The 23,845-nt window shown below is 62.0% G+C and carries 21 protein-coding genes; 7 read left to right on the top strand and 14 right to left on the bottom strand.

Features of this window, described 5'->3' with window-relative positions:
• Positions 1-153 precede the first annotated feature (153 nt).
• The 3 genes from HNO86_RS23730 to HNO86_RS23720 form a co-directional block, all read right to left on the bottom strand.
• Positions 154-1,479 (bottom strand): sigma-54 dependent transcriptional regulator, encoded by a 1,326-nt coding sequence (locus HNO86_RS23730; RefSeq protein ID WP_175379356.1) that lies wholly within the window; start codon positions 1,477-1,479, stop codon positions 154-156.
• A complete protein-coding gene (locus HNO86_RS23725) occupies positions 1,479-3,239 on the bottom strand; it encodes an ATP-binding protein (RefSeq protein ID WP_175379355.1) in 1,761 nt (586 codons plus the stop codon). Before HNO86_RS23725 ends, HNO86_RS23730 begins: the two co-directional genes overlap by 1 nt.
• 226 nt (positions 3,240-3,465) lie before the next feature.
• A complete protein-coding gene (locus HNO86_RS23720; RefSeq protein ID WP_175379354.1) occupies positions 3,466-4,989 on the bottom strand; it encodes a fumarate hydratase in 1,524 nt (507 codons plus the stop codon).
• A gap of 417 nt (positions 4,990-5,406) precedes the next feature.
• Between HNO86_RS23720 and HNO86_RS23715 the strand changes: the two genes are divergently transcribed.
• Together HNO86_RS23715 and HNO86_RS23710 are read left to right on the top strand one after the other, a co-directional pair.
• Complete coding sequence (locus tag HNO86_RS23715) at positions 5,407-6,513, top strand: diguanylate cyclase (RefSeq protein WP_175379353.1); 1,107 nt, start codon at positions 5,407-5,409, stop codon at positions 6,511-6,513.
• Positions 6,506-7,441 (top strand): iron-sulfur-binding ferredoxin reductase, encoded by a 936-nt coding sequence (locus tag HNO86_RS23710; RefSeq protein ID WP_175379352.1) that lies wholly within the window; start codon positions 6,506-6,508, stop codon positions 7,439-7,441. The genes HNO86_RS23715 and HNO86_RS23710 overlap by 8 nt, the downstream gene beginning before the upstream one ends.
• Before the next feature lie 240 nt (positions 7,442-7,681).
• Here HNO86_RS23710 and pyk read toward each other — a convergent pair whose 3' ends face one another.
• A complete protein-coding gene (gene pyk / locus HNO86_RS23705; RefSeq protein ID WP_175379351.1) occupies positions 7,682-9,133 on the bottom strand; it encodes a pyruvate kinase in 1,452 nt (483 codons plus the stop codon).
• Between the two features lie 170 nt (positions 9,134-9,303).
• Between pyk and HNO86_RS23700 the strand changes: the two genes are divergently transcribed.
• Both HNO86_RS23700 and HNO86_RS23695 read left to right on the top strand, forming a co-directional pair.
• Positions 9,304-9,681: a tol-pal system YbgF family protein gene (locus HNO86_RS23700; RefSeq protein ID WP_175379350.1), complete on the top strand. Its 378-nt coding sequence runs from the start codon at positions 9,304-9,306 to the stop codon at positions 9,679-9,681.
• 243 nt (positions 9,682-9,924) lie between these two features.
• On the top strand, positions 9,925-10,284 hold the full coding sequence (locus tag HNO86_RS23695; protein ID WP_110964647.1) for a PilZ domain-containing protein: 360 nt from the start codon (positions 9,925-9,927) through the stop codon (positions 10,282-10,284).
• 134 nt (positions 10,285-10,418) lie between these two features.
• On the opposite strand, the gene HNO86_RS23690 is transcribed toward HNO86_RS23695, so the two are convergent.
• The 6 genes from HNO86_RS23690 to HNO86_RS23665 form a co-directional block, all read right to left on the bottom strand.
• Positions 10,419-11,750: a DUF58 domain-containing protein gene (locus tag HNO86_RS23690; protein WP_175379349.1), complete on the bottom strand. Its 1,332-nt coding sequence runs from the start codon at positions 11,748-11,750 to the stop codon at positions 10,419-10,421.
• A gap of 115 nt (positions 11,751-11,865) precedes the next feature.
• Entirely contained in the window at positions 11,866-12,828 is a 963-nt protein-coding gene (locus tag HNO86_RS23685) for a MoxR family ATPase (protein ID WP_175379379.1), read from the bottom strand.
• Positions 12,829-12,866: 38 nt separating this feature from the next.
• Positions 12,867-14,039 (bottom strand): DUF4350 domain-containing protein, encoded by a 1,173-nt coding sequence (locus tag HNO86_RS23680; protein WP_175379348.1) that lies wholly within the window; start codon positions 14,037-14,039, stop codon positions 12,867-12,869.
• Complete coding sequence (locus tag HNO86_RS23675) at positions 14,036-15,580, bottom strand: DUF4129 domain-containing protein (protein WP_175379347.1); 1,545 nt, start codon at positions 15,578-15,580, stop codon at positions 14,036-14,038. The genes HNO86_RS23680 and HNO86_RS23675 overlap by 4 nt, the downstream gene beginning before the upstream one ends.
• Positions 15,567-16,544, bottom strand: a complete 978-nt coding sequence (locus HNO86_RS23670; RefSeq protein WP_175379346.1) for a stage II sporulation protein M — start codon at positions 16,542-16,544, stop codon at positions 15,567-15,569. The genes HNO86_RS23675 and HNO86_RS23670 overlap by 14 nt, the downstream gene beginning before the upstream one ends.
• A complete protein-coding gene (locus HNO86_RS23665; protein ID WP_175379345.1) occupies positions 16,541-17,266 on the bottom strand; it encodes an RDD family protein in 726 nt (241 codons plus the stop codon). Before HNO86_RS23665 ends, HNO86_RS23670 begins: the two co-directional genes overlap by 4 nt.
• A 184-nt stretch (positions 17,267-17,450) precedes the next feature.
• Here HNO86_RS23665 and sbcB point away from each other — a divergent pair, with 184 nt between their 5' ends.
• Entirely contained in the window at positions 17,451-18,881 is a 1,431-nt protein-coding gene (gene sbcB / locus HNO86_RS23660; protein WP_175379344.1) for an exodeoxyribonuclease I, read from the top strand.
• A gap of 98 nt (positions 18,882-18,979) precedes the next feature.
• Here the strand turns inward: sbcB and mvaT are convergent, their stop codons facing one another.
• Complete coding sequence (gene mvaT, locus HNO86_RS23655) at positions 18,980-19,357, bottom strand: histone-like nucleoid-structuring protein MvaT (RefSeq protein WP_175379343.1); 378 nt, start codon at positions 19,355-19,357, stop codon at positions 18,980-18,982.
• Positions 19,358-19,695: 338 nt separating this feature from the next.
• Here mvaT and purU point away from each other — a divergent pair, with 338 nt between their 5' ends.
• A complete protein-coding gene (purU, locus tag HNO86_RS23650) occupies positions 19,696-20,544 on the top strand; it encodes a formyltetrahydrofolate deformylase (RefSeq protein ID WP_110964641.1) in 849 nt (282 codons plus the stop codon).
• 80 nt (positions 20,545-20,624) lie between these two features.
• Positions 20,625-20,819: a hypothetical protein gene (locus HNO86_RS23645; protein WP_175379342.1), complete on the top strand. Its 195-nt coding sequence runs from the start codon at positions 20,625-20,627 to the stop codon at positions 20,817-20,819.
• A 56-nt stretch (positions 20,820-20,875) separates the two neighbouring features.
• On the opposite strand, the gene HNO86_RS23640 is transcribed toward HNO86_RS23645, so the two are convergent.
• The 3 genes from HNO86_RS23640 to HNO86_RS23630 are packed head-to-tail and all read right to left on the bottom strand — an operon-like array spanning position 20,876 to position 23,761.
• Positions 20,876-21,874: a lysylphosphatidylglycerol synthase transmembrane domain-containing protein gene (locus tag HNO86_RS23640; protein ID WP_175379341.1), complete on the bottom strand. Its 999-nt coding sequence runs from the start codon at positions 21,872-21,874 to the stop codon at positions 20,876-20,878.
• Entirely contained in the window at positions 21,871-22,647 is a 777-nt protein-coding gene (locus tag HNO86_RS23635; protein ID WP_175379340.1) for a DUF2334 domain-containing protein, read from the bottom strand. Before HNO86_RS23635 ends, HNO86_RS23640 begins: the two co-directional genes overlap by 4 nt.
• Positions 22,640-23,761 carry a glycosyltransferase family 1 protein gene (locus tag HNO86_RS23630; protein ID WP_175379339.1) on the bottom strand — a complete coding sequence of 374 codons (1,122 nt, stop codon included), beginning with the start codon at positions 23,759-23,761 and terminating at the stop codon, positions 22,640-22,642. Before HNO86_RS23630 ends, HNO86_RS23635 begins: the two co-directional genes overlap by 8 nt.
• Between the last annotated feature and the right edge of the window lie 84 nt (positions 23,762-23,845).

Below are 23,845 nucleotides of genomic sequence, written 5' to 3'. Positions count from 1 at the left end.
TTATATACAGCTGGGCGTGAGCGGAAAGTCGCTCATGAGGCTTGTAGTCATTTGTTGCCTTTACCGGCCTCTTCGCGGGCAAGCCCGCAGTTGATCGGTGTACGCCGGACCATTGTGGGAGCGGGCTTGCCCGCGAAGAGGCCGGTCCGGGCGCTACAAGAACATCTCTCTGGAGAGCCCATGCCGCTGCATCTTTTCATTGAAGGTCCGACGCGGCAGTTGCAGTTCTTCCAGCACCGCCTTCACATCCCCCTTGTGCCGGGTCAGCGCCGCACGCAGGCACTGGGCTTCGAAGGCTTCCTGCTGCGCCGCCAGTGATTGTCCGGGCTCTATGCCCGCCGGCACCGGCTCGCCGAGGCCGAGCACCTGACGTTCGGCCGTGTTCGCCAGTTCGCGCACATTGCCCGGCCAGTCATGACTCAGCAGGTGGCTCAACTGCGGGCCATTCAAGGGGGAAAAGCTGCGACCCAGGCGCTCGGCGGCCTGTCGGGCGAAGGATTCGTACAACAGGGGAATGTCTTCGCGCCGGTCGCGTAGCGGCGGCAGGCGCAGTTCAGCAACGTTCAGGCGATAAGCCAGATCCTCGCGAAAACGCCCGGCCCGGGCTTCGTCGAGCAGGTCCGGCTTGGTCGCGGCGATGATCCGCAAGTCCACGCGAATGCTCTGGTTCGACCCCAGGCGCTCGAGCTTCTGCTCCTGCAGCACCCGCAGCAATTTCACCTGCTGCGCCAGGGGCATGCTTTCGATTTCATCGAGAAATAGCGTGCCGCCATCGGCGTACTCAAGCTTGCCGATGCGCTTGCCCTGGGCGCCGGTAAAGGCCCCGGTTTCATGGCCGAACAGTTCGGCCTCGAACAGCTGCTCGGGGATCGCCGCGCAGTTCAGGGCTACGAAGGGTTTGTCGGCACGGGGCCCGAAGTCGTGCAGGCAACGGGCGACCAGTTCCTTGCCGCTGCCGGTTTCGCCACGAATCAACACATTGACCGGCAGTGTCGCCAGGTCCAGCACCTGACCGCGCAGGGTTTGCAGGCCTCGGGAAACACCGAGGAGCGTCGCATCGAGCTTGGCGCGGTTGTCGGCCTGTTCGTGCAGGGCGCGGTTTTCCAGGACCAGCCGGCGTTTTTCCAGCGCGCGGTTCAGGCTGCCGAGCAGGGTTTCGGGGCTGAAGGGTTTTTCCAGGAAGTCGTAGGCGCCATCGCGCATGGCATCGACCGCCATCGGCACATCGCCGTGGCCGGTCAGCAGGATCACCGGCAGGTCGGCATCGCGTCGTTGGACTTCGGCCAACAGTTCCAGGCCGCTCATGCCGGGCATGCGCACGTCGCTGAGAATCACCCCGGCAAAATGCCTGGGCAGATGCGCCAGGCATTCCTCGGCGCGACTGAACAACTGCACCTCGAACCCCGACAGGCTCAGCCATTGCTCAACGGCGCTGCGAATGCTGCTTTCGTCGTCGACCACCATCACTGAGTTGAGCATTAGCCGTGGGCCTCCAGATCGATGGGCAGGGTCATGGCAAACACCGCGCCGTTGCCATGATTATCGGCTGTCAGGCGTCCGCCCGATTCATGCACGATAGCGAAAGACACCGCCAGACCGATACCCAGGCCATCACCCACCGGCTTGGTGGTGAAAAACGGATCGAACACCTTCGGCAGATTTTCCTCGGCGATACCGCCGCCGTTGTCGATGACGCTCAAACGCCAGATCTGCTCGTCGGCTTCGAGGCGAATTTCCAGACGCTTGCAGGGTTTGTCCTGCATCGCGTCCATTGCATTGCGCAGCAGGTTGATCAGCACCTGCTCCAGACGGATCGCATCACCGCGCACCCAGGCCGGTCGGGTCAGGTGCAGCACGGTGCTGACCTGTTCATCGCGCAGGCGGGTGTCGAGCAATTGCAGCGACTGGTCCACCACCGCCGCCAGGTCCAGGCGCTCGCGCAAGCCGCTGGGGCTTTTGCGGGCAAAGGTTTTCAGGTGACCGGTGAGGGCGGCCATGCGGGTCAGCATTTCGTCCACCGGTTTGAGTGCGGCGTAGGCTTCATCGACCCGCCCGTGGTCGAGCAGCAGACGCAAGGTGGCCAGTTGCATGCGCTGCGCGGTCAGCGGCTGGTTGATTTCATGGGCCAGGGCCGCCGACATCTGCCCGAGGGCGGCCAGCTTGGCCGACTGCACCAATCCCTCTTGGGCGGTGCGCAGGTCACGGGTGCGTTCTTCCACCAATTGTTCGAGTTCTTCGCGGCTGCGCTGGCGCATTTTCGCCAGGCGCCAGCGCTGGTTGAGGAACAGCAGCAGGAACACCAGGGTCAGCCACAGGCCGGCGGCGGCCAGTGCGGCGTTGCGACTGTCTTCGAACGCCACCTGTGGGCGACGCAGCAGGTGCAGTGTCCAGCCTTCGGCGGCCAGCGGCAGGGATTCCCAGAGGTAATCCGCCTGACCGTTCGGGCCTTGTACGCGGGCCAGTTCGCTGTTGTCGTCGAAGTGGCGCAGCGACTGATATTCAAGCGGTGTCAGTGGTTGCTTGTCGTATTGGCGAGTGGACTTGAGTTCGCTGTGATCCTTGTCATTCAGCGGTTTGAGCAGGCGATAACGCCAGCCCGGCTGGTTGGCGATGAACACCACGCCACGGGCGTCGCTGACCAGCAGGGTGTCGCTGCCCTGGCTCCATTCCCGTTCCAGTTCCGGGAACTCCAGTTTCACCACCATGGCGCCGAGAAACTGCCCGTCGTCACTGGTCACCGCGCTGGACAGGAAGTAACCCGGAATGCCGCTGGTCACCCCCACGGCATAAAAGCGTCCGGTGCCCTGGGTGCGGGTCTGGTTGAAGTAGGGGCGGAATCCATAGTTGTGCCCGACGTAGCTGCTGGGCAGTCGCCAGTTGCTGGCAGCCACGGCAAGACCGGTGCGGTCGAGCAATTCCAGGGTCGAGGATTCGGCGGCGCCGTTGATTTGTTCCAGCTTGCGGTTCAACAGATCCTGCTGTTCGGGGCTGACCGAACCCCTGAGGGCGTTGCGCAGTTGCGGGTCCAGCGCCAGCACCGAGGGCAGGGTGCGGTAGCGATCGATCAGGGTATGCAGGGACGTGGCATACAGCCCCAACTGCTGATTGGCCCGGGCCGCGTCTTCGACCATGGACTGGCGCACGGTGTGGCGCATCGCCAGGGTGGCGGCGATGACGGCGCCGGCGATGATCAGCAGGGTATAGAGCGCAAGGCGCAGGGGGCGGGAGGACAGAAACATGCAGGCATTACACATGGGGTACGGAGGGGGCGCACCATAACATGGGGCCCGCCTGTCATCACGCGCCCTGAATACGCTGCCGCAGGTTGAAATCCGTTGGTCGTTTTTTCGGCCACCGCGAATCAGGGCCGGTGTGATGCCGCAGAGGGCAATCGCGTCATTTCAGGTAATAAAAAAGGCGACAGGGGGATAAGCCCTGTCGCCTTTTTCGGGTCGGTCGAAATGCTTACTGCACTTCTACCGCCAGGCTTTCACTGATCTTTTGCTGCCAGATGGCGGGACCGGTGATGTGTACCGATTCGCCCTTGCTGTCGACCGCAACGGTCACTGGCATGTCGGTCACGTCGAACTCGTAGATCGCTTCCATGCCCAGTTCAGGGAACGCCACCACGCGGGATTTCTTGATCGCTTGCGCCACCAGGTAAGCCGCGCCGCCCACTGCCATCAGGTAAACGGCCTTGTAGTCCTTGATCGCGTCGATAGCGGTCGGGCCGCGCTCGGATTTGCCGATCATGCCCAGCAGGCCGGTTTGATCGAGGATCTGACGGGTGAACTTGTCCATCCGCGTCGCGGTGGTCGGGCCAGCCGGGCCAACCACTTCTTCGCGCACCGGATCGACCGGGCCGACGTAATAGATGAAGCGACCCTTGAGGTCCACCGGCAGGGTTTCACCCTTGTTCAGCATCTCGACCATGCGCTTGTGCGCCGCGTCGCGACCGGTGAGCATCTTGCCGTTGAGCAGGATGGTTTCGCCCGGCTTCCAGCTTTGCACTTCTTCCGGAGTCAGGGTGTCGAGGTTGACGCGGCGAGCCGATGGACCGGCTTCCCAGACGATTTCCGGATAGGCGTCCAGCGGTGGCGCTTCCAGTGCGGCCGGGCCGGAACCGTCGAGCACGAAGTGCGCGTGACGGGTGGCGGCGCAGTTGGGGATCATGCACACCGGCAGGGACGCGGCGTGGGTCGGGTAGTCCATGATCTTCACGTCGAGCACGGTGGTCAGGCCGCCCAGGCCCTGGGCGCCGATGCCCAGCTGGTTGACCTTCTCGAACAGCTCCAGACGCATTTCTTCAATACGGTTCTGCGGGCCGCGGGCCTTGAGCTCGTGAATGTCGATGGATTCCATCAACACTTCCTTGGCCATCACTGCGGCTTTCTCGGCGGTGCCGCCGATGCCGATGCCCAGCATGCCCGGTGGGCACCAGCCGGCGCCCATGGTCGGAACGGTCTTCAGAACCCAGTCGACGATCGAGTCGGACGGGTTGAGCATGGCCATTTTCGACTTGTTCTCGGAACCGCCGCCCTTGGCTGCCACGTCCACTTCCACGGTGTTACCCGGGACGATGGAGTAGTGGATAACGGCAGGGGTGTTGTCCTTGGTGTTCTTGCGAGCGCCTGCCGGGTCGGCGAGGATCGAAGCGCGCAGGACGTTTTCCGGCAGGTTGTAGGCGCGACGAACGCCTTCGTTGATCATGTCGTCCAGGCTCAGGGTGGCGCCATCCCAGCGCACGTCCATGCCCACGCGGACAAACACGGTCACGATGCCGGTGTCCTGGCAGATCGGACGGTGGCCGGTGGCGCACATGCGCGAGTTGATCAGGATTTGCGCCATGGAGTCACGGGCCGCCGGCGATTCTTCGCGCAGGTAGGCTTCGTGCATTGCCTGGATGAAATCCACGGGGTGGTAGTAGGAAATGAATTGCAGGGCGTCGGCAACGCTCTGAATCAGGTCTTCTTGCTTGATCACGGTCATGAGTCGCGCTCCTCTAAAAGACGGGAACATTCTATGGGGCAGCTACGAGCTTCAAGCCACAAGCGGCAAGATGAAGCTGTATGAGTACTGCTCTGAGCTTGCTGCTTGAAGCTTGAGGCTTGCAGCTGCTCTTCTGGCTAAAAAGGCGCGGCAGTATACCGCGCCTCGCTCAAGGGCACACCCGCCGGCAGTCAATCGTTGGTCTTATAGATGACGCCTGCCCCCTGTAGGAGCTGCCGAAGGCTGCGATCTTTTAAAGCAAGATCAAAAGATCGCAGCCTTCGGCAGCTCCTACACGGATGGTGTAAGGCGCCGGGAGAAAATTGGATGGTCATTTATCGGCCACGCCACTAAAGTGACATACGGTCTGTAGAGTAGGACGCTCTACCAGCCTCCTTTCATTCGGTGAGTCAACGATTGACCCATAACGCCATTCAACGTCTGCTGATCAAACGTTTTGCCCTCGCAGCCGGCACCTACGCCCTGGCTTTGCTGTTGGTGTGGCTGGCGTTTTTTACCGGCCACTACGAGGACTCGCTGGCGGGCATGGCCATCGGCAGTTCGCTGGTGGTCATCAGTCAGGCGGCGCTGTTCGCGGTGTTCTATTCCGGCTACAACCTGCGCCTGGGCGATCCCAGCCTGACCGAAGCCCAGGTGATGCTCGGCCTTGGCTGGCAAACCTGGCTGATCGCCCACCTTGATGACGCCCGCGGGGCCTTCCTGGTTTTCTATGTGCTGATCCTGCTGTTCGGGCTGTTCCATCTGTCCCGACGCGCGTTCCTGCGCTGCGCCATGCTGGTGTTCTTCAGTTTCAGCGCGATCACCCTGTGGGAGGGTTATCACTTCCGGTTGCCCGACCCGGCCCTGGCGGCATTGCAGGTGTGCGTGCTGTTGATCGTGCTGGTCTGGCTGGTGCTCTACGCCGGTTACGTCCAGGCCACGCGCCATCGCATGCGCCAGCGCCGCTTCGCCTTGCAGGCCCACCAGGACACGCTGCGCGGGATGATGCGCCAGCTCGAGGACCTGGTGGCCACCGACGAATTGACCGGTCTGTTCAATCGTCGGCATTTCCTGCGCCTGGCCACCCGCGAACTCAACGTGATGGATCCCAGTGTGGTGCACGGCCTGGCGCTGATCGATCTTGACCATTTCAAGCGCATCAATGACCTGCACGGCCATGCCGCTGGCGATCAGGTGCTGCAAGCTTTCGCCGGTGTGGCCAATGCCTGCCTGCGGGACGGTGATGTGCTGGCCCGCTACGGTGGCGAAGAATTTGTGGTGCTGTTGCCCGATTGCGATGCGGACAGCCTCACCTCCTGCTGCGAGCGGCTGCGCATCGCGTTTACCGACGTCGAGTTGATCGGCTTGAATGTCCGTAACCTCAGCCTGTCCGCCGGCATGACCCTGCTGGAACATGGCGACGATCTCGATGACGCCCTGCAGCGGGCCGATCAGGCGCTGTATCGCGCCAAGCGTGACGGGCGCAACCGTTGTGCGGCTGCCTGGGAAAACGTCGATGCCTGAGTTACGCGTGGGTGAACACCAATGGTCGGTGGCGGCGGGCAGCAATCTGCTCGATGCACTGAATCACAATGGCGTGGCAGTGCCCTATAGTTGCCGCGCCGGAAGTTGCCACGCGTGCCTGGTGCAATGCGTGAATGGCCTGCCGGCCGACAGTCGTCCCGATGCCCTGAGCGCGGAGCAGCGTCAGCAGGGCTGGCGCCTGGCCTGTCAGTGTCAGGTGGTGGAAGACTTGCAGGTCCACACTTTCGACCCGCTGCAGGACGGGCGCCCGGCACAAGTGACCGCGGTCGATTGGTTGAGCGACAGCGTGCTGCGCTTGCGTCTGACGCCGGAGCGCCCGCTGCGTTACAGCGCCGGCCAGCATCTGGTGCTGTGGGCCGGGAATGTCGCGCGTCCGTATTCCCTCGCCAGCCTGCCGCAGGACGACCGTTTCCTGGAATTTCACCTCGATTGCCGCCTGCCCGGTGAATTCAGCGACGCCGCGCGCCGCTTGAACATCGGCGATCCGATCCGCCTCGGCGAATTGCGCGGCGGGGCTTTGCACTACGATCCGTCCTGGCACGAGCGGCCGTTGTGGCTGTTGGCGTCCGGTACCGGGTTGGGCCCCTTGTTCGGCGTGCTGCGCGAAGCGTTGCGTCACGATCACCAGGGCGCGATCCGCGTGATTCACCTGGCCCATGATGCCAGTCAGCATTATCTGGCCAAGCCGTTGCAGGCCATGGCGGCCAGCCGACCGAACCTGGATATCGAGCTGTGGACCGCGGCCGAGTTACCAGCGGCCCTGTCGCAGCTGCGGCTTGTTTCCCGGCAAACCCTGGTCCTGCTCTGCGGAGCCCCCGACAGTGTCGACGCCTTTGCCCGACGCCTGTATCTGGCGGGATTGCCGCGTAATCAACTGCTGGCGGATGTGTTTCTGCCCCGCGGTTGAGTGTTGATTTAGAGAGTAATAACAGACATTGAGTCTTGTGTTGGCTGTGCCGGCCTCTTCGCGGGCAAGCCCGCTCCCACAGGGTTTTGTGCTGTGCACAATTTCCGGAACACCATTGAAACCTGTAGGCGCGAGGCTTGCCCGCGAAGGGGCCGGTACAGGCACCGCATCTTAAGGATCAGAAAACAAAAAGCCCCGCCATTCACATGGCAGGGCTTTTGTCTTTCAGCAACCGGTCACTCAGACCATCGGGTCGCCAACGTGCAGGATCTTCATGCCGTTGGTGCCACCGATGGTGTGGTAGCTGTCGCCCTTGGTCAGGATGACCCAGTCGCCTTGTTCCACGACGCCGCGCTTGAGCAACTCGTCGATGGCGGCCTGGCTGACCTGGCTTGGCGGCAGGGATGCCGGGTCGAACGGGATGGTGTACACGCCACGGAACAGCGCGGTGCGGGCCTGGGCTTCGCGGTGCGGGGTGAACGCGTAGATCGGCACCGAGGAACGGATACGCGACATGATCAGCGGGGTGTAACCGCTTTCGGTCAACGCGATGATCGCCTTCACGCCCGGGAAGTGGTTGGCGGTGTACATGGTCGCCAGCGCAATGCTCTCGTCGCAACGCTCGAAGGTCTTGCCGATGCGGTGGCTGGAGGTTTTGCTGGTCGGGTGCTTTTCCGCGCCGATGCAGATACGGGCCATGGCCTGTACCGCTTCGAGCGGGTAGGCACCGGCGGCGCTTTCGGCCGACAGCATCACGGCGTCGGTGTAGTCGAGCACGGCGTTGGCCACGTCGGACACTTCGGCACGGGTCGGCATCGGGTTCTGGATCATCGACTCCATCATCTGGGTCGCAACGATCACCGCCTTGTTGTGGCGACGGGCGTGCAGAATGATCTTCTTCTGGATACCCACCAGCTCGGCATCGCCGATTTCCACGCCCAGGTCGCCACGGGCCACCATCACGGCGTCGGACGCCTGGATCAGGTCGTCGAGGGTTTCGTCATCGGCCACGGCTTCGGCGCGTTCGATCTTCGCCACCAGCCAGGCGGTGCCGCCGGCTTCGTCGCGCAGTTGACGGGCGTATTGCATGTCGGCGGCGTCACGCGGGAAGGAGACGGCCAGGTAGTCCAGGTCCATTTCCGCGGCGAGCTTGATGTCGGCCTTGTCCTTTTCGGTCAGGGCCGGAGCGGTCAGGCCGCCACCACGACGGTTGATGCCCTTGTGGTCCGACAGCGGGCCGCCGATGGTCACCACGCAGTTCAGTTCGGTGGCGGTGGCGGTTTCGACACGCATCACCACGCGGCCGTCGTCGAGCAGCAACTCGTCGCCCACGCCGCAGTCCTTGACCAGATCCGGGTAGTCGATGCCGACCACCTGCTGGTTGCCTTCGGTCAGCGGATGGCTGGTGGAGAAGGTGAACTTGTCACCGATCTTCAGCTCGATGCGCTTGTTGGCGAATTTGGCGATACGGATTTTCGGGCCTTGCAGGTCACCCAGCAGGGCGACGAAGCGGCCGTGCCTGGCGGCCAGATCACGCACCAGCTTGGCGCGAGCCTTGTGCTCGTCGGGGGTGCCGTGGGAGAAGTTCAGGCGGGCGACGTCCAGGCCAGCCAGAATCAGCTGTTCGAGAACTTCCGGCGAGTTACTGGCCGGGCCAAGGGTGGCGACGATTTTGGTACGACGGACGGACATGCAAAGACTCCTGAGTTCAAGCGCTGAGTGAGGCTACTATGGTCGGACGCTGTAGTCATTGTTCGTTTGCACTACTTAATTCTTTCTTTATTGAACACCTCAACTTTGTGCCGGGCCGCTGAAGATTTCCGTCCACGGGTCGATACAGCGTTCAAGACAGGAGATTTCCCATGCGATTCGTACTCATTGCCGCCCTTGCCTTATTCAGTGTCACGGGTTGCACCCGTTTTGCCATGAACCATCATTTGAACAATGCCTACAGCGCCTATGACCGCGGCAATTGCGAGCAGGTGATGCTCGAGCTGTCCAAGGTCGAGCGCGACAGCCGGGCCCGGCCGTACGTGTGGCCGGAAGTGTCGATGATGCGCGGCCAATGCCTGGAGCGGCAGAAAATGTTCATCGATGCCGCCCAGACCTACCAGTTCATCATCGCCTCCTACCCGCAGAGCGAATACGCCTACCGCGCCCGCGCCCGTCTGGAAACCCTGGCCAGCCTGGGCCATTACCCGATGCGCAGCTCGGCAACCGTGCGGCCGACACAGTTCTGATGCTGGTTGTCATTCAATAGGTGGCCGACCGGCGGTAGTGAGCTATAGTCCAATAGATCGGTTTAGAGGCTGGTTTCTAAACTGTGGCAACACCTGTGATCGGTAGGAGTAAGCGGCAACGGTACACGGACTGTCGCACCAGGATCGGGGAGAGCGGGCCGCATCTGCCGGGATATCAGTTGGCAGGCCTGTTCCGAAGCATTAGTGCGGTCCTGCTTAAGGACCTTGCGTAGCGAATTCAGCATGTTCACTGACCGCCGGATCGAGCGGCATCAACTGCCGTATTTTCTGAAAGTGTTCAACAGTGTCACTGACAAACCCATCGGTTATCTGGGCAATGTTTCCGAACACGGGCTGATGCTCATCAGCCAACTGCCCATGATGATCGGCGCGGACTTCGGTCTGCGCCTGAAAATCCCCGTCGGCGATGGGTGCCAGCAGATCATCGATCTGCGGGCGTGTTGCCTGTGGTGCCACGAAGATCAAACGCCCCAATACTACGACGCCGGGTTCAGCCTGCAACGAGCCCCACCGGAATATGGGCAACTGGTGGAGGCGTTGAAGCAGTACTTCAGTTTCCAGACGTTGTCGGCTTCGGCCTGATCAAAGCCTTAAAAGCTTCGCGAGCAAGCCCGCTCCCACATTTGCCGCGTTCCTGTTGTCGGAACACGGTCCGCTGTGGGAGCGGGCTTGCTCGCGAAGGCGTCTTTACAGACGATGAAAATCTCAAAGGCCAATCAAACACCACCACTGCGTTTCCAGCTCAAATACTGCGTCACCATCTGCGTGCCCAATTCCCCGGGCCGCGCATCCAGCACCGGTACACCGTGGGCGCTCAGGCGCTCGTGCAGTTCGGCCCGGGCATTGAGGTAATCCACCGTACCGCAATAGGCCAGCGCCTCGGGCAATGTCTGCACCGGCGTTTGCCGCAGGTTGTCGAGCACTTCTTCGCGCAGGCTGGCGACCAGGACCCGGTGCTGGCGGCTCAGGCGTTTGACGGCGGTGAGCAGTTCTTCATCGTCCTCGTCCCGCAGGTTGGTCACCAGCACCACCAGCGCCCGGCGTTTCTGGCGGGCGAGCAGCTCGGTGATGGCCGCTTGATAGTCGGCGCTGCGCTGGCTGCTGTTCAGGTCGTAAACCGTGTTGAGCAGCACATTGAGTTGCCCGCTGCCTTTGACCGGGGCGAGGAAGCGCGGCTGTTCGCTGGCGAAGGTGCACAGGCCCACCGCGTCCCCCTGGCGCAGCGCGACGTAGCTAAGCAGCAGGCAGGCGTTGAGCGCATGATCGAAATGCGCCAGCTCGCCGTCCTGGCTGCGCATGCGACGCCCGCAATCGAGCATGAACATGATCTGTTGGTCGCGCTCGTCCTGGTATTCCCGGGCGATGGGCGTGCGCTGGCGGGCGGTGGCTTTCCAGTCGATTTGCCGCAGGCTGTCGCCCTCGCGGAATTCACGCAACTGGTGAAACTCCAGCCCCTGGCCGCGGCGTTGATGCCGGCGAACGCCGAGCTGGCTCAGCCAGTTATCCACCGCCAATAGTTGGCCACCATAAAGGTGGGCGAAGTCGGGATAGACCCGGGTCTGGTCAGCCACCTCGAGCAGGCGCTTGTCGGACCAAAGGCCCAGCGGACCTGGCAGGTTGATTTCGCAGTGTTCGAAACTGAAGTGACCGCGCATGAGCGGACGCAGGCGATAGTCGATCAGGCTGCGCTGGCCGGGTTGCAACTGCACGATCAATGGCAGGTGCTCGAAGCTCAAGCCGTCGGGAACGTGATCAAAGAGTTGTAGATGCATCGGTTGCGCAAAATCGTGTTCGAGCTCCAGCCGCACCTCGCTCCAGCGTCCCAGGGCCAGACTGCCGGGCATCTGCCGCAGCAGGCGCGGCGAGGGCAGACGCTTGAGCCGCACCGCATCGAGCAGCGCCAGGGCCAGCAGCGCCAGGAGCAAGCCCCAGTTGATCCGCGGCAGGTACGCGGGCAACGCGATCCCCATTGCCTGCAAGCTGCCCAGCACGATGCCGATGGCCAGCAGCAAGGCGAGCCAGAGCAATAGCAGGCGAGTGGGTTTCATGCCGTGCCACCCTTCAGGCAGATCAAGAGATCGCAGCCTGCGGCAGCTCCTGCAGAATGTGCACAACCCTGCAGGAGCTGCCGAAGGCTGCGATCTTTTATTCGATGCACGATATTCACAACCGCGGCGCCGGTACTTGATCGAGCAACTGGCGCAGCACGTGATCCACGTCCAGTCCTTCGATATCCAGTTCCGGCGCGATCCGCACGCGATGGCGCAGAACCGCCAGCGCGCAGCTTTTGATGTCATCCGGAATCACAAACTCGCCGCCCCGAATCAATGCCCGCGCCCTGGCGCAACGCACCAGGGCAATCGAGGCCCGTGGACCGGCGCCGAGGGTCAGGCCTGGCCAGGCGCGGGTGGTGCGGGCCAGGCGTACGGCGTAATCGAGCACTTGATCGTCCAGCGGCAGGTCACTGGCGATCCGTTGCAGGGCCAGTACATCCTTGGCCTGCAACACCGTGCGCAGCGGCTGCACGTCGAGCATGTCGGCGCGGGTCGAGCGACTGACCTGACGCACCATGTCCAGTTCCTGATCGGCGTCGGGGTAATCCATGCGCACCTTGAGCATGAAGCGATCCAGCTCGGCTTCCGGCAGCGGGTAGGTGCCTTCCTGTTCGATCGGGTTTTGCGTGGCCAGCACCATGAACGGTTGCGCGATCGGCAGGGCGCGGCCTTCGAGCGTGACCTGACGTTCCTGCATGGCTTCGAGCAGCGCGGCCTGGGTCTTGGCCGGAGCGCGGTTGATCTCGTCAGCCAGCAGCAGGTTGGTGAACAGCGGACCTTTACGCAGTTTGAATTGCTCTGTCTGCAGGTCGTACACCGCGTGCCCGGTGACATCACTGGGCATCAGGTCCGGGGTGAACTGGATGCGCGCGAACTCGCCACCGAAGCAACGGGCCAGGGCGCGCACCAGCAGGGTCTTGCCCAATCCGGGCACGCCTTCGAGCAACACGTGGCCACCGGCAATCAATGCACTGAGTACGTCGTCGATGACACTGTGCTGGCCGATCACGGCCTTTTGCAGTTCGCCGCGTATTGCCTGAGCCAGCTGGCTGGCGCGTTGTCGTTGCTGCATGGCGTGACCGGCGCTGTCCGGCTCTTTCGGATCAATCGTCACAAAGCGTTCCTCAAGGTTTGCAGATGGGCGACCTGACGACTGAACTCGGCGCTGGATAGCCGCTGCTTCGGTCGCGGGCTCATGGCCTGGCTGATGGCGCGAGTGGGTTGTCGGGTCAGGCGGGACAGCACCAGCCATTGTTCGGCGACGGCCAGTTGGTCGTAACCGGGATGGCGGTGGCGCACCCGGCGCAGGATGTCCTGTTGCAAGGCGTGCAGCAGGCTGTGCTGACCGTTGCGGCGCAACATGAAGTCGGCACTGGCGCGCACATGTTCCAGCAGTTGCCGGCGGGCTTTCGCGGCCGGCGCCTGCACGGGGCCGTGGCGCACAGCCGCATGCCACAGGCCTGACGCGACAAGGGCAATCAGGGCCACCAGCGCCTGGGGGAAGTAACGCAGCAACAAGGTCCACAAGCTGTCGTGGTCGGTGTCGTACATCAAGGTCACATGGGTGTCGGCCGTCAGGTACCAGAGCAGCCAGGCATTGTCGTACTCACCGATCGCCGGGGTTTTCCACAGGTCGGCGTCCGTTACCACGATGATCGAACCCAGCCCGTGGTTCAGTTGCATCATGTGCGTGGCCTTGGCGCTGTTGGCCCAGGCCTGGGCGAGGTTGTTCGGGTCTTCGAGGTGAAAGGCGGTATCGAAGCCGGCATAGGCCGGAGCGTCTTCGTTTTCCAGATACAGCTTGGTCAGTTTCGGATAGGGATCGTCACCGTTTTCGCTATTGGGCGGCGGGTCTTTCAGGTCCTTGCTCAGGGATTGATGCAGCTGTACCCGGTCGAGCAGCAGGTCGTTGCTTTGCCCGGCCTTTTCGTCCCACAGCGATTGGGCGACGAACAGAAGACGCCCGCCGGCCCGGGTCCAGTTCATGACCTGGTCGATCTGCCGGGGCGTCATGTTGTAGCGGTCGCCGAACAGCAGCAGGCTGTTCTGGCGAGGCTCCAGGCTGGGCAGGATGTCGAGGCTGTTGGCATGGCTGACGGTCAGGCCCTGCTGGCGCAGGAAGTGTTCGGCGGCGAGGTAGGGATTGGCCTGGGCTTCGGGCGAGGGGCCGTGATCGATTTGATCCGTGTAGGGCACGGCCTTCATATAGAGATAGATGCCAAGCGCACCCAGCAGCACGGCGAGCAGAATGCCGAGCGCCAACGGCCAGGCGCGCCGGCTCAACGGTTTGCCCCCGAACCGAACAAGGCACGCCAGCCATCGCACAATTGCTGCTGCGAATCCGCCGGCGGCAAGCGGTGCCCGTAGGCCATGTTTTGCCAGTGCATCGTCAGGTTCCGGCTGAAGGCCAGCAGGGACGGTTGCTGCAATTGTTCGATGCGTTCAAGCACCTGGCCTTCGGTGTCGGCGGCCTTGAGCACGAGGTTGAAGTCGTGCAGCAAATGACTGAGCAGGGCGCGATAGAGCAGGCCGAGCGCCTCGCGCGGCTGGGTTTGCCAGAGGCTTTCGGCGCTGGCGGCGATATCGGCGGGCAAGGTTTCGCGGTCCAGATCCAGGCCGAACGCCTGTTTCGGCAGCGCTGACGGGGCTTTCTTGCGGGGAAGGGGGCGACGGCTGACGAAGGTCTGCAGCCAGTCGCGGTAATGCCAGATCAACAGGCCGATGGCGGTGATCACCGCGCCCCACAACAAGGTTTCGATCAGCGACGCCACGGTGCCGAAGCGTTGGCTGCCGAACAGATCGAACAGGGCCTTGAGCCATGCGGGCGGCTGGTCATTGTCCGGGGATTCGGCGTTGGTCCTGTCCTCACCGAAACGGTAACGGGTCACGGTTTCCGGGTTCTTGAACGGCGGTTGTTCGAGGATCGTCTGGATGCTGTTGCGAGAGGCCTGGCTGGTCAGCGGTTGCTCCAGCAGACGCGGGCTGTCGGGTGAAGGGGCGGCCTCTGCGGCCCAAACGCTTTGGCTGGCAGGCATCAGCACGATCATCGCCAGCAACAGAACCGCGGCGGTGCTGCTCAAGCGCTGGCGCAGGCGGCGGAACACCAGTTCGATATCCCAGGCTTCCAGTACGGTGCGGCGGTTCAGATACAGGCTGAAACCGCAGGCCACATAAATCGGCTCCCACACCACCAGCACCAGGACATAAAAGGCATTGGTCAGGTGCTCCAGCCAGCGCCAGTCCTGGGTCGCGGCGGTGATCAGCGTCTGCCAGCTCCAGTCCACGGCCACCTGTTGCGGCAGCAGCAGGTAGAACAGCACCGTCAGACCGATCCACAGCGCTGTCTCCAGGTGCGCGCCAATGATCGTCAGCCAGCGCGCCGCATTGGCATCGCGCTGCAACAACACCTGCAAACGTTGCTGTCTTGCTTCGCCGCCCAGGCCTTCGAGCTGCACCACCGGCAGCAGAAAGCTGCGGCTCAGGCTCAACCGACGCCAGGTCAGGCTGGCCAGCAGTTGCGGTTTGAGCAGTCGTGGCCATTGGCGCAGGGCCTCTTTCAATGTGGGTGTTTCACCGAACATGGCCTTGGACAGGATGTACAGCGGCAGGCGTTCGAACGCCGGTTTCAACCACCAGAAGATGAACACCGCAAGAGAGGGCGAGTCCCAGAACAGCCAGGTCAACAGGGCGAAGACCGGCACCGTCAGCACGGCCCAACTGGTCATCAGCAGGCGGCGATGGCGCTGGCTCAGCAGCACCCCCAGGTCCATGGCTTCCCAGGTCGGGCGCGGGCGGATCACCACGGTGGCGTCACTCAGGCGCATGGCGGCCCCGTCCGGCAAACAGCAGATACGCCAACACCAGCAGCCAGAGCGCAGCGCCAACCAGGTACTTGGTCAGCGGCGTCGGCGTGGTCATCGACGACCAGTAGGCTTCGATAAAGGCTGCAATCAGCAGAAACAGCATCACCCCGCAGATCAGCAACACGCTTTTGCGTGCCGCCAGGCGCAGGGCTTCGGCGCGGGGCAAGCGTCCGGGGGCGATCAGGGCCCAACCCAGTTGCAGGCCGGCCGCTCCGGCCAGGGCGATGGCGGTCAGTTCGAACGCGCCATGCCCGATCACGAACGACCAGAAGGTCTGCCCGAAGCCGATCTGCGTCAGGTGCCCGGCCACCGCGCCGATGATCATTGCGTTGAAGAACAGGAAAAACACGCTGCCCAGGCCAAACAGCAAACCGCTGGCGAAGGTCTGAAAGGCGATCCCGATGTTGTGCATGATGTAGTAGCCGAACATCACCCAGTCTTCGCTGGCGGCCCGGTCCGCTGAGCGTCCCAGATGACCGGCCTGCGGGTCGTACATGCTTTGCATGTCGGCGATCTGCTCGGCCGGAAGCAGGTTGTAGATCAGCTCCGGAAACAGGTACACCAACAGCGCAAAGCCGATCAGGCTGGCGAAAAACATCAGGCTGGCGGCCAGCACGAAACGCCACTGTTCGCGCACCAGGCGGGGGAAGTCGGCGAGGATGAAGGCCAGCACATTGGCGCCCAGTCGGCTGCGATGGCGGTACAGCTGCTGATGCCCGCGCAGCACTTGTTGCTGCAGGGAATCGATCAGGAAACTGCTGTAGCCACGCTCCCGGGCCAGGGCCAGGTGTTGGCAGATGCGCCGGTAGTCGCCGGGAAAGTTGTCCATCCCGCTGGCGTTGCGGTCGCGCTCCAGCCTCTCCAGCAGCAGGGAGAACTGCTCCCACTCGGCCATGTGCCGATGTTCGAAAAGACTTTGCTTCATGTCGGGCCCAACAGGCCGTGGGCGATGCCGTTGAGTTCTGCAACTGCTTGCGATGCGGGAACCTTCAGCGGCGGGGCGAGGATGGCGGCCAGTTCGTTGACCCTGGCATCGGAGAGTTCGGTCTGGCGTTCGGCGAATCCGAGGATGGCGCGCTGCTCGGTCAATGTCAGGGCAAAGGCCGGATGGCGCGGCGGGGCGGGCGGCAGTTGTGGGCGGGTAAGAGGATGTTCGCGATAGATCACCAGCGTGCCGGCGGCAATGTCACCGAGACGCTTGAAACCTGGGGTTTGCAGGCAACTGATGGCGCCGAGGAAGTAGGCGAACGGCAGCAGATCGACAAACCGCAACAGGTTACGCAACAGCGACGCGGACCAGCCAATCGGCGTGCCGTCATCCTGCACGACTCTCAGGCCCATCCACTGCTTGCCCGGTGAGCGGCCCTGGTTGAGGACTTCGAACAGCACCATGTACCACCAGCTCACGGCGAAGATCAGCAGCGAACTCAGGCCCATGCCCAGTTTGCCGAGCATCGAAAGCGCCACGAACAGCACGCCGAGGATCACGCCGCGTAGCGCCAGGTCGATGGAGAACGCCAGCGCACGAACCATCAGCCCGGCCGGACGCAAGGGCAGATCGATGCCTTCCGGCGTTTCGACCTGATACCGCGTATCCAGTGGCGGGGACAGCGTCGCTTTCCTTTGCAGTGCTGCAGTCTCGAGCATGGGCAACCTGATGATGTGGCCTGATCGGGATGGTCTCGTCTTTTCGATGCTAGCAGCCTTGCCCGTGAAAACGACATAACAAAGTGTTGCCGATGGCTGCGCAGTCACCATTGCACACAAGATCGCTGGCCGCGGCGGGACCTGAACGCCTAGACTTCGCCGATCTCCCGTTCAGGAAACGCCTGTGACTTCCATCTTCTGGTACGACTACGAAACGACGGGCATCAACCCCCGTAGCGATCGCCCCCTGCAAATGGCGGGGCTGCGTACTGACTTCGATCTCAATGAAATCGATGAGCCGGTCAACCTCTATTGCCAGCCCAGCGAAGACATCCTGCCGCACCCCGCGGCCTGTGCCATTACCGGTATCACCCCTGCTCGATTGTCCGAACAGGGTCTGAGCGAAGCCGATTTCATGACCCGGGTAAACGCCCAGTTGGCGGCGCCGGGCACTTGTGGCGCGGGTTACAACACCTTGCGTTTCGACGACGAGATGACCCGCTACAGCCTGTATCGCAACTTCTTCGACCCCTATGCACGGGAATGGCAGGGCGGCAACAGTCGCTGGGACCTGATCGATGTGGTGCGCGCCGCCTACGCCTTGCGCCCGGATGGCCTTGTCTGGCCAACCGACGACGAGGGGAAGGTGACGCTCAAGCTCGAACGCCTGACCGCCGCCAACGCAATCGACCACGGCAATGCCCACGAAGCGCTGTCGGACGTTCGCGCCACCATCGCTCTCGCGCGTCTGATCCGGGAAAAGCAGCCGAAGCTGTATGACTTTCTGTTCCAGTTACGCAGTAAACAGAAGGTGCTGGATCAGGTCCGTCTGTTGAAGCCGATGGTGCATGTGTCCGGGCGTTTTTCCGCGGCGCGCAACTTCATCGGTGTGGTGCTGCCCCTGGCCTGGCATCCGCGCAACAAGAACGCACTGATTGTCTGCGACCTGCATCTTGATCCCGAGGGGCTGCTGAATCTGGATGCCGACACCTTGCGCCAGCGCTTGTACACCCGGCGCGAGGATTTGGTGGAAGGTGAGTCGCCTGTACCACTCAAGCTCATTCACATCAATAAATGTCCGGTGGTGGCACCTCTGGGTGTTCTTCGCCCGGAAGATCAACAGCGACTCGGGCTGGATATGGCGCTGTATCAACAGCGCGCGCTGCGACTCAGTGACGCGCAGAAAGTCTGGCAGGAGAAAGTTGCGCAGATTTATGCCGGCGAGGAATTCGCTCCGAGCCAGGACCCGGAACAACAGTTGTATGACGGTTTCATTGGCGACCGCGATCGCAGGCTTTGTGAACAAGTGCGAGCGGTCGATCCGATTCAATTGGCGCAACAGCAATGGCCTTTCGATGATGAACGCTTGCCTGAATTATTGTTTCGATATCGCGCACGCAACTTTCCCGACACCTTGAATGCGCAAGAGCAAGAGCGCTGGCGAATATTCTGTCAGAAACGTTTGTCGGCACCGGAATGGGGCGCGCCCAATACCCTGGAAAGTTTCACGCAGGCCGCAGCCCAATGGGCTCTTACAGCGACGCCTTTTCAGCAAGAGGTGCTCGATCAATGGCAGCTCTATGTTGTTGAGTTGCGCAAACGTTTGAATCTTTGAATTCGAAAATGTCGGGCGCTGAATTCGAGGCATAAAAAACGCCAGCGTATGCTGGCGTTATTTTTTGTCACAGATTTGTCTGCAACAAGTGCTATGGCTTAGCCCAGCAGGGTAGACCAGCCTTCAACCACGTCACCGCCCCACTTGGCTTTCCACTCTTTCAGAGTCTTGTGGTTGCCGCCTTTGGTTTCAATGACTTCGCCGTTGTGCGGGTTTTTGTATTGTTTAACTTTGCGAGCACGCTTGGTGCCGGTAGTTTTTACTGCTGCGCCGCGTGGTGCCTTGGTTTTGGATTCCGGATCCAGCAAAGCGATGATGTCACGCAGGGACTTGGAGTATTCGCCCATCAGGGTGCGCAGTTTGCCTTCGAATTCCAGCTCGGTTTGCAGTTTGTCGTCTTGGGACAGGTTCTTCAAACGGGCCTGCAGCTCTTTGATAGCTTCTTCGGTGGCGCGATATTCGTTGATCAAGGACATGATTACTACCTTATGTAGAAACAGGATGGCAGGGGGACAGTGCGGCAATAATAGTCAGGGTATTTCATCAAGTAAACATTAAACCGATGTTTATTTAATTAAGAAACGGCGACTTCATCCCACATTGGATCAGCAGTTAAAAGTTCGAGGCAGCCACCGCGGATATTCAAAATTGAATGTGTATATAGCCTCAACAACACGGCCAGGCCACGGCTTCGCAGAGGCTGGCGGTAGTCTCGCAAGCGACCATCGGGCACCACGCGAGGTGATCAATACTGCGGTTTTGCTGCGTTATCGCTAGAATGGGCGCCTTTGCGAAGTTCTGGAGTTTCCCCCTCATGCACACATATCGGCTGGTGATTTCCTGCCCGGACCGCGTCGGCATCGTTGCTAAAGTCAGTAACTTTCTGGCGTCCCACAACGGCTGGATCACTGAAGCGAGCCATCACTCGGACAATCAGAGTGGCTGGTTCTTCATGCGTCACGAGATTCGTGCCGACTCGCTGCCGTTCGGTATCGAAGCCCTGCGTGAAGCCTTTGCGCCGATTGCCGAAGAGTTCTCGATGGACTGGCGCATCACCGATACCGCGCAGAAGAAACGCGTGGTGCTGATGGCCAGCCGCGAATCCCACTGCCTGGCCGATCTGTTGCACCGCTGGCACAGCGACGAGCTGGACTGCGAAATCGCCTGCGTGATTTCCAACCACGACGACCTGCGCAGCATGGTCGAGTGGCACGGCATCCCGTACTACCACGTGCCGGTCAATCCGCAGGACAAGGAGCCGGCCTTCGCCGAAGTCTCGCGCCTGGTCAAACAGCACGATGCCGAAGTGGTCGTCCTGGCGCGCTACATGCAGATCCTGCCGCCCGAGCTGTGCAGCGAATACGCCCACAAGGTCATCAACATCCACCACAGCTTCCTGCCGTCCTTCGTCGGCGCCAAGCCGTACCACCAGGCGTCGATGCGCGGTGTGAAACTGATCGGTGCGACCTGCCACTACGTGACCGAAGAGCTGGACGCGGGCCCTATCATCGAGCAGGACGTGGTGCGTGTCAGCCACAGCGACAGCATCGAAGACATGGTGCGTTTCGGTCGCGACGTCGAGAAGATGGTGCTGGCCCGCGGCCTGCGTTATCACCTGGAAGACCGCGTTCTGGTGCACGGCAACAAGACCGTGGTGTTCTGATTTCATCAGGAACCGGTTGAAAATCGAAGGGCCTGGGCGTTCAATCGCTCAGGCCCTTCGCCGTTTCCGAGGACACGAACATGAGCGATCCACTGGACAAAGCCACTTCCAAGGCGCCAGCGACATTGGGTGAGGGATGTTTGAGCCGTTATGACCCGGATGACATGAGCCCGGAGGATGGCACCGAATTTCCCGGCGCTGCGCAGCTATGGCAACAGCTACAGGAAGAAAACCCCTGTGGGAGCGAGCCTGCTCGCGATGATGGCAAACGATAACGCTGGCAGCCTGATGCCCCGCGGTGTCCATGCCTCCATCGCGAGCAAGCTCGTTCCTACAGGGCCTGTTTGAATTTCAACAGCTTCTTGAGCAAGGGCCGCCCCAGCATCAGCAGAAACACCGGCCCACCCACCAGCAGATAGAAGTAATAGGTCACCGCCCGCCAGATCAGGATCGCCGCGGCCGCCGTGGACTTGCCCACCATGGGCGCCAACAGCGCCGCCGATGTCAGCTCCGCCGCCCCGGCGCCGCCAGGCAGCAGGCTGAATTGTCCCGCGCTCAGTGAAAGCATCTGGATCAGAAAACTCCAGGCCCACTGCAAATCCGCATCGAGTCCGCGCAGGGCCAGATACAGCACGCTGTAGCGCAGGATCCAGTGCAGGCAGGTCAAGGCGAACACCGTGATCAATGTCTGAAACGGCAGCTTGAGGGTGTCGGTAAACGCCGCCAGAAAATGCAGGAGCTTTCGCGCCCAGCGCATGCGGGTGGTGGACTGCACGTTCAGGCGTACCAGCAATCGGCCGCTCAGGCGAATCAGCAGGCGATGGTAGCGCGCCACCGCAACGCAGCAGATCAGGCCGCCGAACATCGAGATCGCGCTGACGATCAGCAGCCACTCCATCCGCTGGCTGAGGTGCTGGAACAGCGCATAAATGAGGATTGCGCTCAACGCGCAGAGAAAAAACAGCAGATCGCTCAACTGGTCCATGGCGAACACCGCGCTGCCTCTGGCCGGGCGAACACCGCTGCGCGCCAGCAGCGCCATGATCGTCAGGGGCCCGCCACTGCCGCCGGGTGTGGCGCAGTAGGCAAACTCGGCAGCCATCACCACGCCGAGGCTTTTGAGCGGGCTGACCTTCTCCCGTTGATCTCCCAGCAGCAGGCGCAAACGCAGGGTGTTGACCACCCAGCACAGCAGGATCATGCCGAACATCACCAGCAACCCGCTCAGTGGAAAACTGCTCAGACGAGACCAGGTTTCGCTGCCGCCCAACAGCCACGGAATCAGCACGGCCGCGAGCAAGCCGGCCAGCAGCAGAATCCCGCGGCTCATGCGGCGCGCTCCATGTGTTCGTTCTGCCGAGCCAGCCAACACGCCTTGGTCAGCGGCATCCGTCCTTCGTCGAGCAGGCGCTGCAGGGTGTTCAGCCAGTACGTCCGTGAAAACTCATGGCGCATATCCACCGGATGAATGCCCAACCTGATGACCGGGGCCTGGCGCCAGCGGTGTTCGAGTCGGTCACTGACAAGCTTCGACAAACCCCGACGCCAGGCGCTGCGTGCGCTCCAGACCAGGCCGGGGGCGTCGACCTGGGTGAAGTCGGGAAGACGATACAGATGTTGCGCATCGCTGGTGTAGGTCAGGGGCAGCTGGCGCAGCGCCTGGCGCGTGCCTTCGCTCATCAGCCAGGCCGGCGCGACAAAACCCTGCAATGGCCATTGGTAGCGCTGGAACAGGTCGATACCGGCACACAACCGGGCGAGGGCTTCTGCCTGCGACAGTTGGTAGAACTCACCTTCGTGGGTATAGACGCGGCGCATGAACCAGTCCCGTGGATTGACCGCCAACGGCTGATCATCGCAATGAAAATAGCCGTGCAGCGCCAACTCGTCACCGCGTTCGAGACGCCCGGCCAGCATGCGGCGAAATTCCGGATGGTCTTGCAGATCGTTGTGTCGGTGAAAGTCCGGCACCACCAGCCAGGTCATTGGCACGGCACCGAGGGCGTCGACGGCTTCGACGAAGGGCTGGTAATCGATCCAGGTCTGCGGTGCGACATCGTGCAGCACCAGCAGCAGGCTGGGCGACGGCATGGGCTCAACCATTGGCCGCTCGCGGCCACTGGCTGCCGAGTACCGCGTGATAGTGGCCAAGCAGGCTGTTGACCACGGTATCCCAGGCGTAATGCTGCTCGACATGGCGTCGGGCCTGCTGGCCAAGGGCTGCGCCACCCTGGCTGAACAGCTCGCGAATGGCGTTGGCCATGGCCAGGGGATTGTTCGGGGTGCAGAGCAGGCCACATCGATCGTTGATGATTTCCTCGAATGCACCGGCGGCCACCGCCACCACCGGAATGCCGCACGCCATGGCTTCGAGGATCACCAGGCCGAAGGTTTCCTGGTCACCGGCGTGCACCAGGGCATCGGCGCTGGCCATCAGGCGGGCGACTTGCGCGGCAGGGCAGAAATCATCGAAGACGGTCACGTTGCCCGGCACGCTGTTCGGCATCGACGAGCCGACCAGCAGCAAGTGATAGCGCCGGCCCAGGCGCTTCATGCAGTCGAGCAGGACCGGCAGGTTTTTTTCCTTGGAGCCGCGGCCGGCGAAGATCAACAGGTGCGTGTCATCGTCCAGGCCCAGTTCGGCTCGCAGACCGGGATCGCGGGCCTGGGGATGAAACATTTGCAGATCGACGCCCAGAGGCTGCACGAACACGTTGCGCACGCCCAGGCCCGTGAGCTTGTCCGCCATCACCCGGCTGGGCGCCAGGACCCGGTCGAAGTTGCCGTAGAGTTTGCTGACATAGGCCTCGACATTGGGAGTGACCCAGTTGCCCATGCGATTGCTCACCAGCAGTGGCAGGTCGGAGTGGTAGAAGCCGATCACCGGCACATCCAGTTGCCGCCGCGCATCCAGGGCCGCCCAGGCCGTGAGGTAGGGGTCGCCGACTTCGATCAGATCCGGTTGCAAATCGTGCAGGACATTGCGCCAGGGCGCGAGGCGAACGGGGAAGCGATAACCCTTGCCAAAGGGCAGGGCGGGCGCCGGAACGGTGTAGATGCCATCCTGTTCGCTGAAGTAGGCCCCAGGGATCAGCAAACTGTGGCGAGTGCCCGGCCTCGTGCAGAGACGATGGTGCTTGGCATCCAGATAAGTACGAACGCCACCGCTGGCAGGGGCGTAGAACATGGTTATGTCAGCGATATGCACGATGAACATCCCTCCGGTCAGTCGCTCTCCCTTGGTTGACCTTTATGAAGAATAGATGTTCGGTCGGGGTTGTGTGGTGGGGTGTCCGGGAGG

It is taken from the genome of Pseudomonas sp. C1C7, assembly GCF_013359595.1.
Lineage (GTDB): Bacteria > Pseudomonadota > Gammaproteobacteria > Pseudomonadales > Pseudomonadaceae > Aquipseudomonas.
This window is presented reverse-complemented; position numbering and strand designations above follow the sequence as displayed.

Coding starts and splice junctions, on each gene's coding strand:
- HNO86_RS23730 (WP_175379356.1), bottom strand. CDS start 1,479: ATGCTCAACTCAGTGATGGTGGTCGACGACGAAAGCAGCATTCGCAGC.
- HNO86_RS23725 (WP_175379355.1), bottom strand. CDS start 3,239: ATGTTTCTGTCCTCCCGCCCCCTGCGCCTTGCGCTCTATACCCTGCTG.
- HNO86_RS23720 (WP_175379354.1), bottom strand. CDS start 4,989: ATGACCGTGATCAAGCAAGAAGACCTGATTCAGAGCGTTGCCGACGCC.
- HNO86_RS23710 (WP_175379352.1), top strand. CDS start 6,506: ATGCCTGAGTTACGCGTGGGTGAACACCAATGGTCGGTGGCGGCGGGC.
- pyk (WP_175379351.1), bottom strand. CDS start 9,133: ATGTCCGTCCGTCGTACCAAAATCGTCGCCACCCTTGGCCCGGCCAGT.
- HNO86_RS23700 (WP_175379350.1), top strand. CDS start 9,304: ATGCGATTCGTACTCATTGCCGCCCTTGCCTTATTCAGTGTCACGGGT.
- HNO86_RS23695 (WP_110964647.1), top strand. CDS start 9,925: ATGTTCACTGACCGCCGGATCGAGCGGCATCAACTGCCGTATTTTCTG.
- HNO86_RS23690 (WP_175379349.1), bottom strand. CDS start 11,750: ATGAAACCCACTCGCCTGCTATTGCTCTGGCTCGCCTTGCTGCTGGCC.
- HNO86_RS23685 (WP_175379379.1), bottom strand. CDS start 12,828: ATGCAGCAACGACAACGCGCCAGCCAGCTGGCTCAGGCAATACGCGGC.
- HNO86_RS23675 (WP_175379347.1), bottom strand. CDS start 15,580: ATGCGCCTGAGTGACGCCACCGTGGTGATCCGCCCGCGCCCGACCTGG.
- HNO86_RS23670 (WP_175379346.1), bottom strand. CDS start 16,544: ATGAAGCAAAGTCTTTTCGAACATCGGCACATGGCCGAGTGGGAGCAG.
- HNO86_RS23665 (WP_175379345.1), bottom strand. CDS start 17,266: ATGCTCGAGACTGCAGCACTGCAAAGGAAAGCGACGCTGTCCCCGCCA.
- mvaT (WP_175379343.1), bottom strand. CDS start 19,357: ATGTCCTTGATCAACGAATATCGCGCCACCGAAGAAGCTATCAAAGAG.
- purU (WP_110964641.1), top strand. CDS start 19,696: ATGCACACATATCGGCTGGTGATTTCCTGCCCGGACCGCGTCGGCATC.
- HNO86_RS23645 (WP_175379342.1), top strand. CDS start 20,625: ATGAGCGATCCACTGGACAAAGCCACTTCCAAGGCGCCAGCGACATTG.
- HNO86_RS23640 (WP_175379341.1), bottom strand. CDS start 21,874: ATGAGCCGCGGGATTCTGCTGCTGGCCGGCTTGCTCGCGGCCGTGCTG.
- HNO86_RS23635 (WP_175379340.1), bottom strand. CDS start 22,647: ATGGTTGAGCCCATGCCGTCGCCCAGCCTGCTGCTGGTGCTGCACGAT.
- HNO86_RS23630 (WP_175379339.1), bottom strand. CDS start 23,761: ATGTTCATCGTGCATATCGCTGACATAACCATGTTCTACGCCCCTGCC.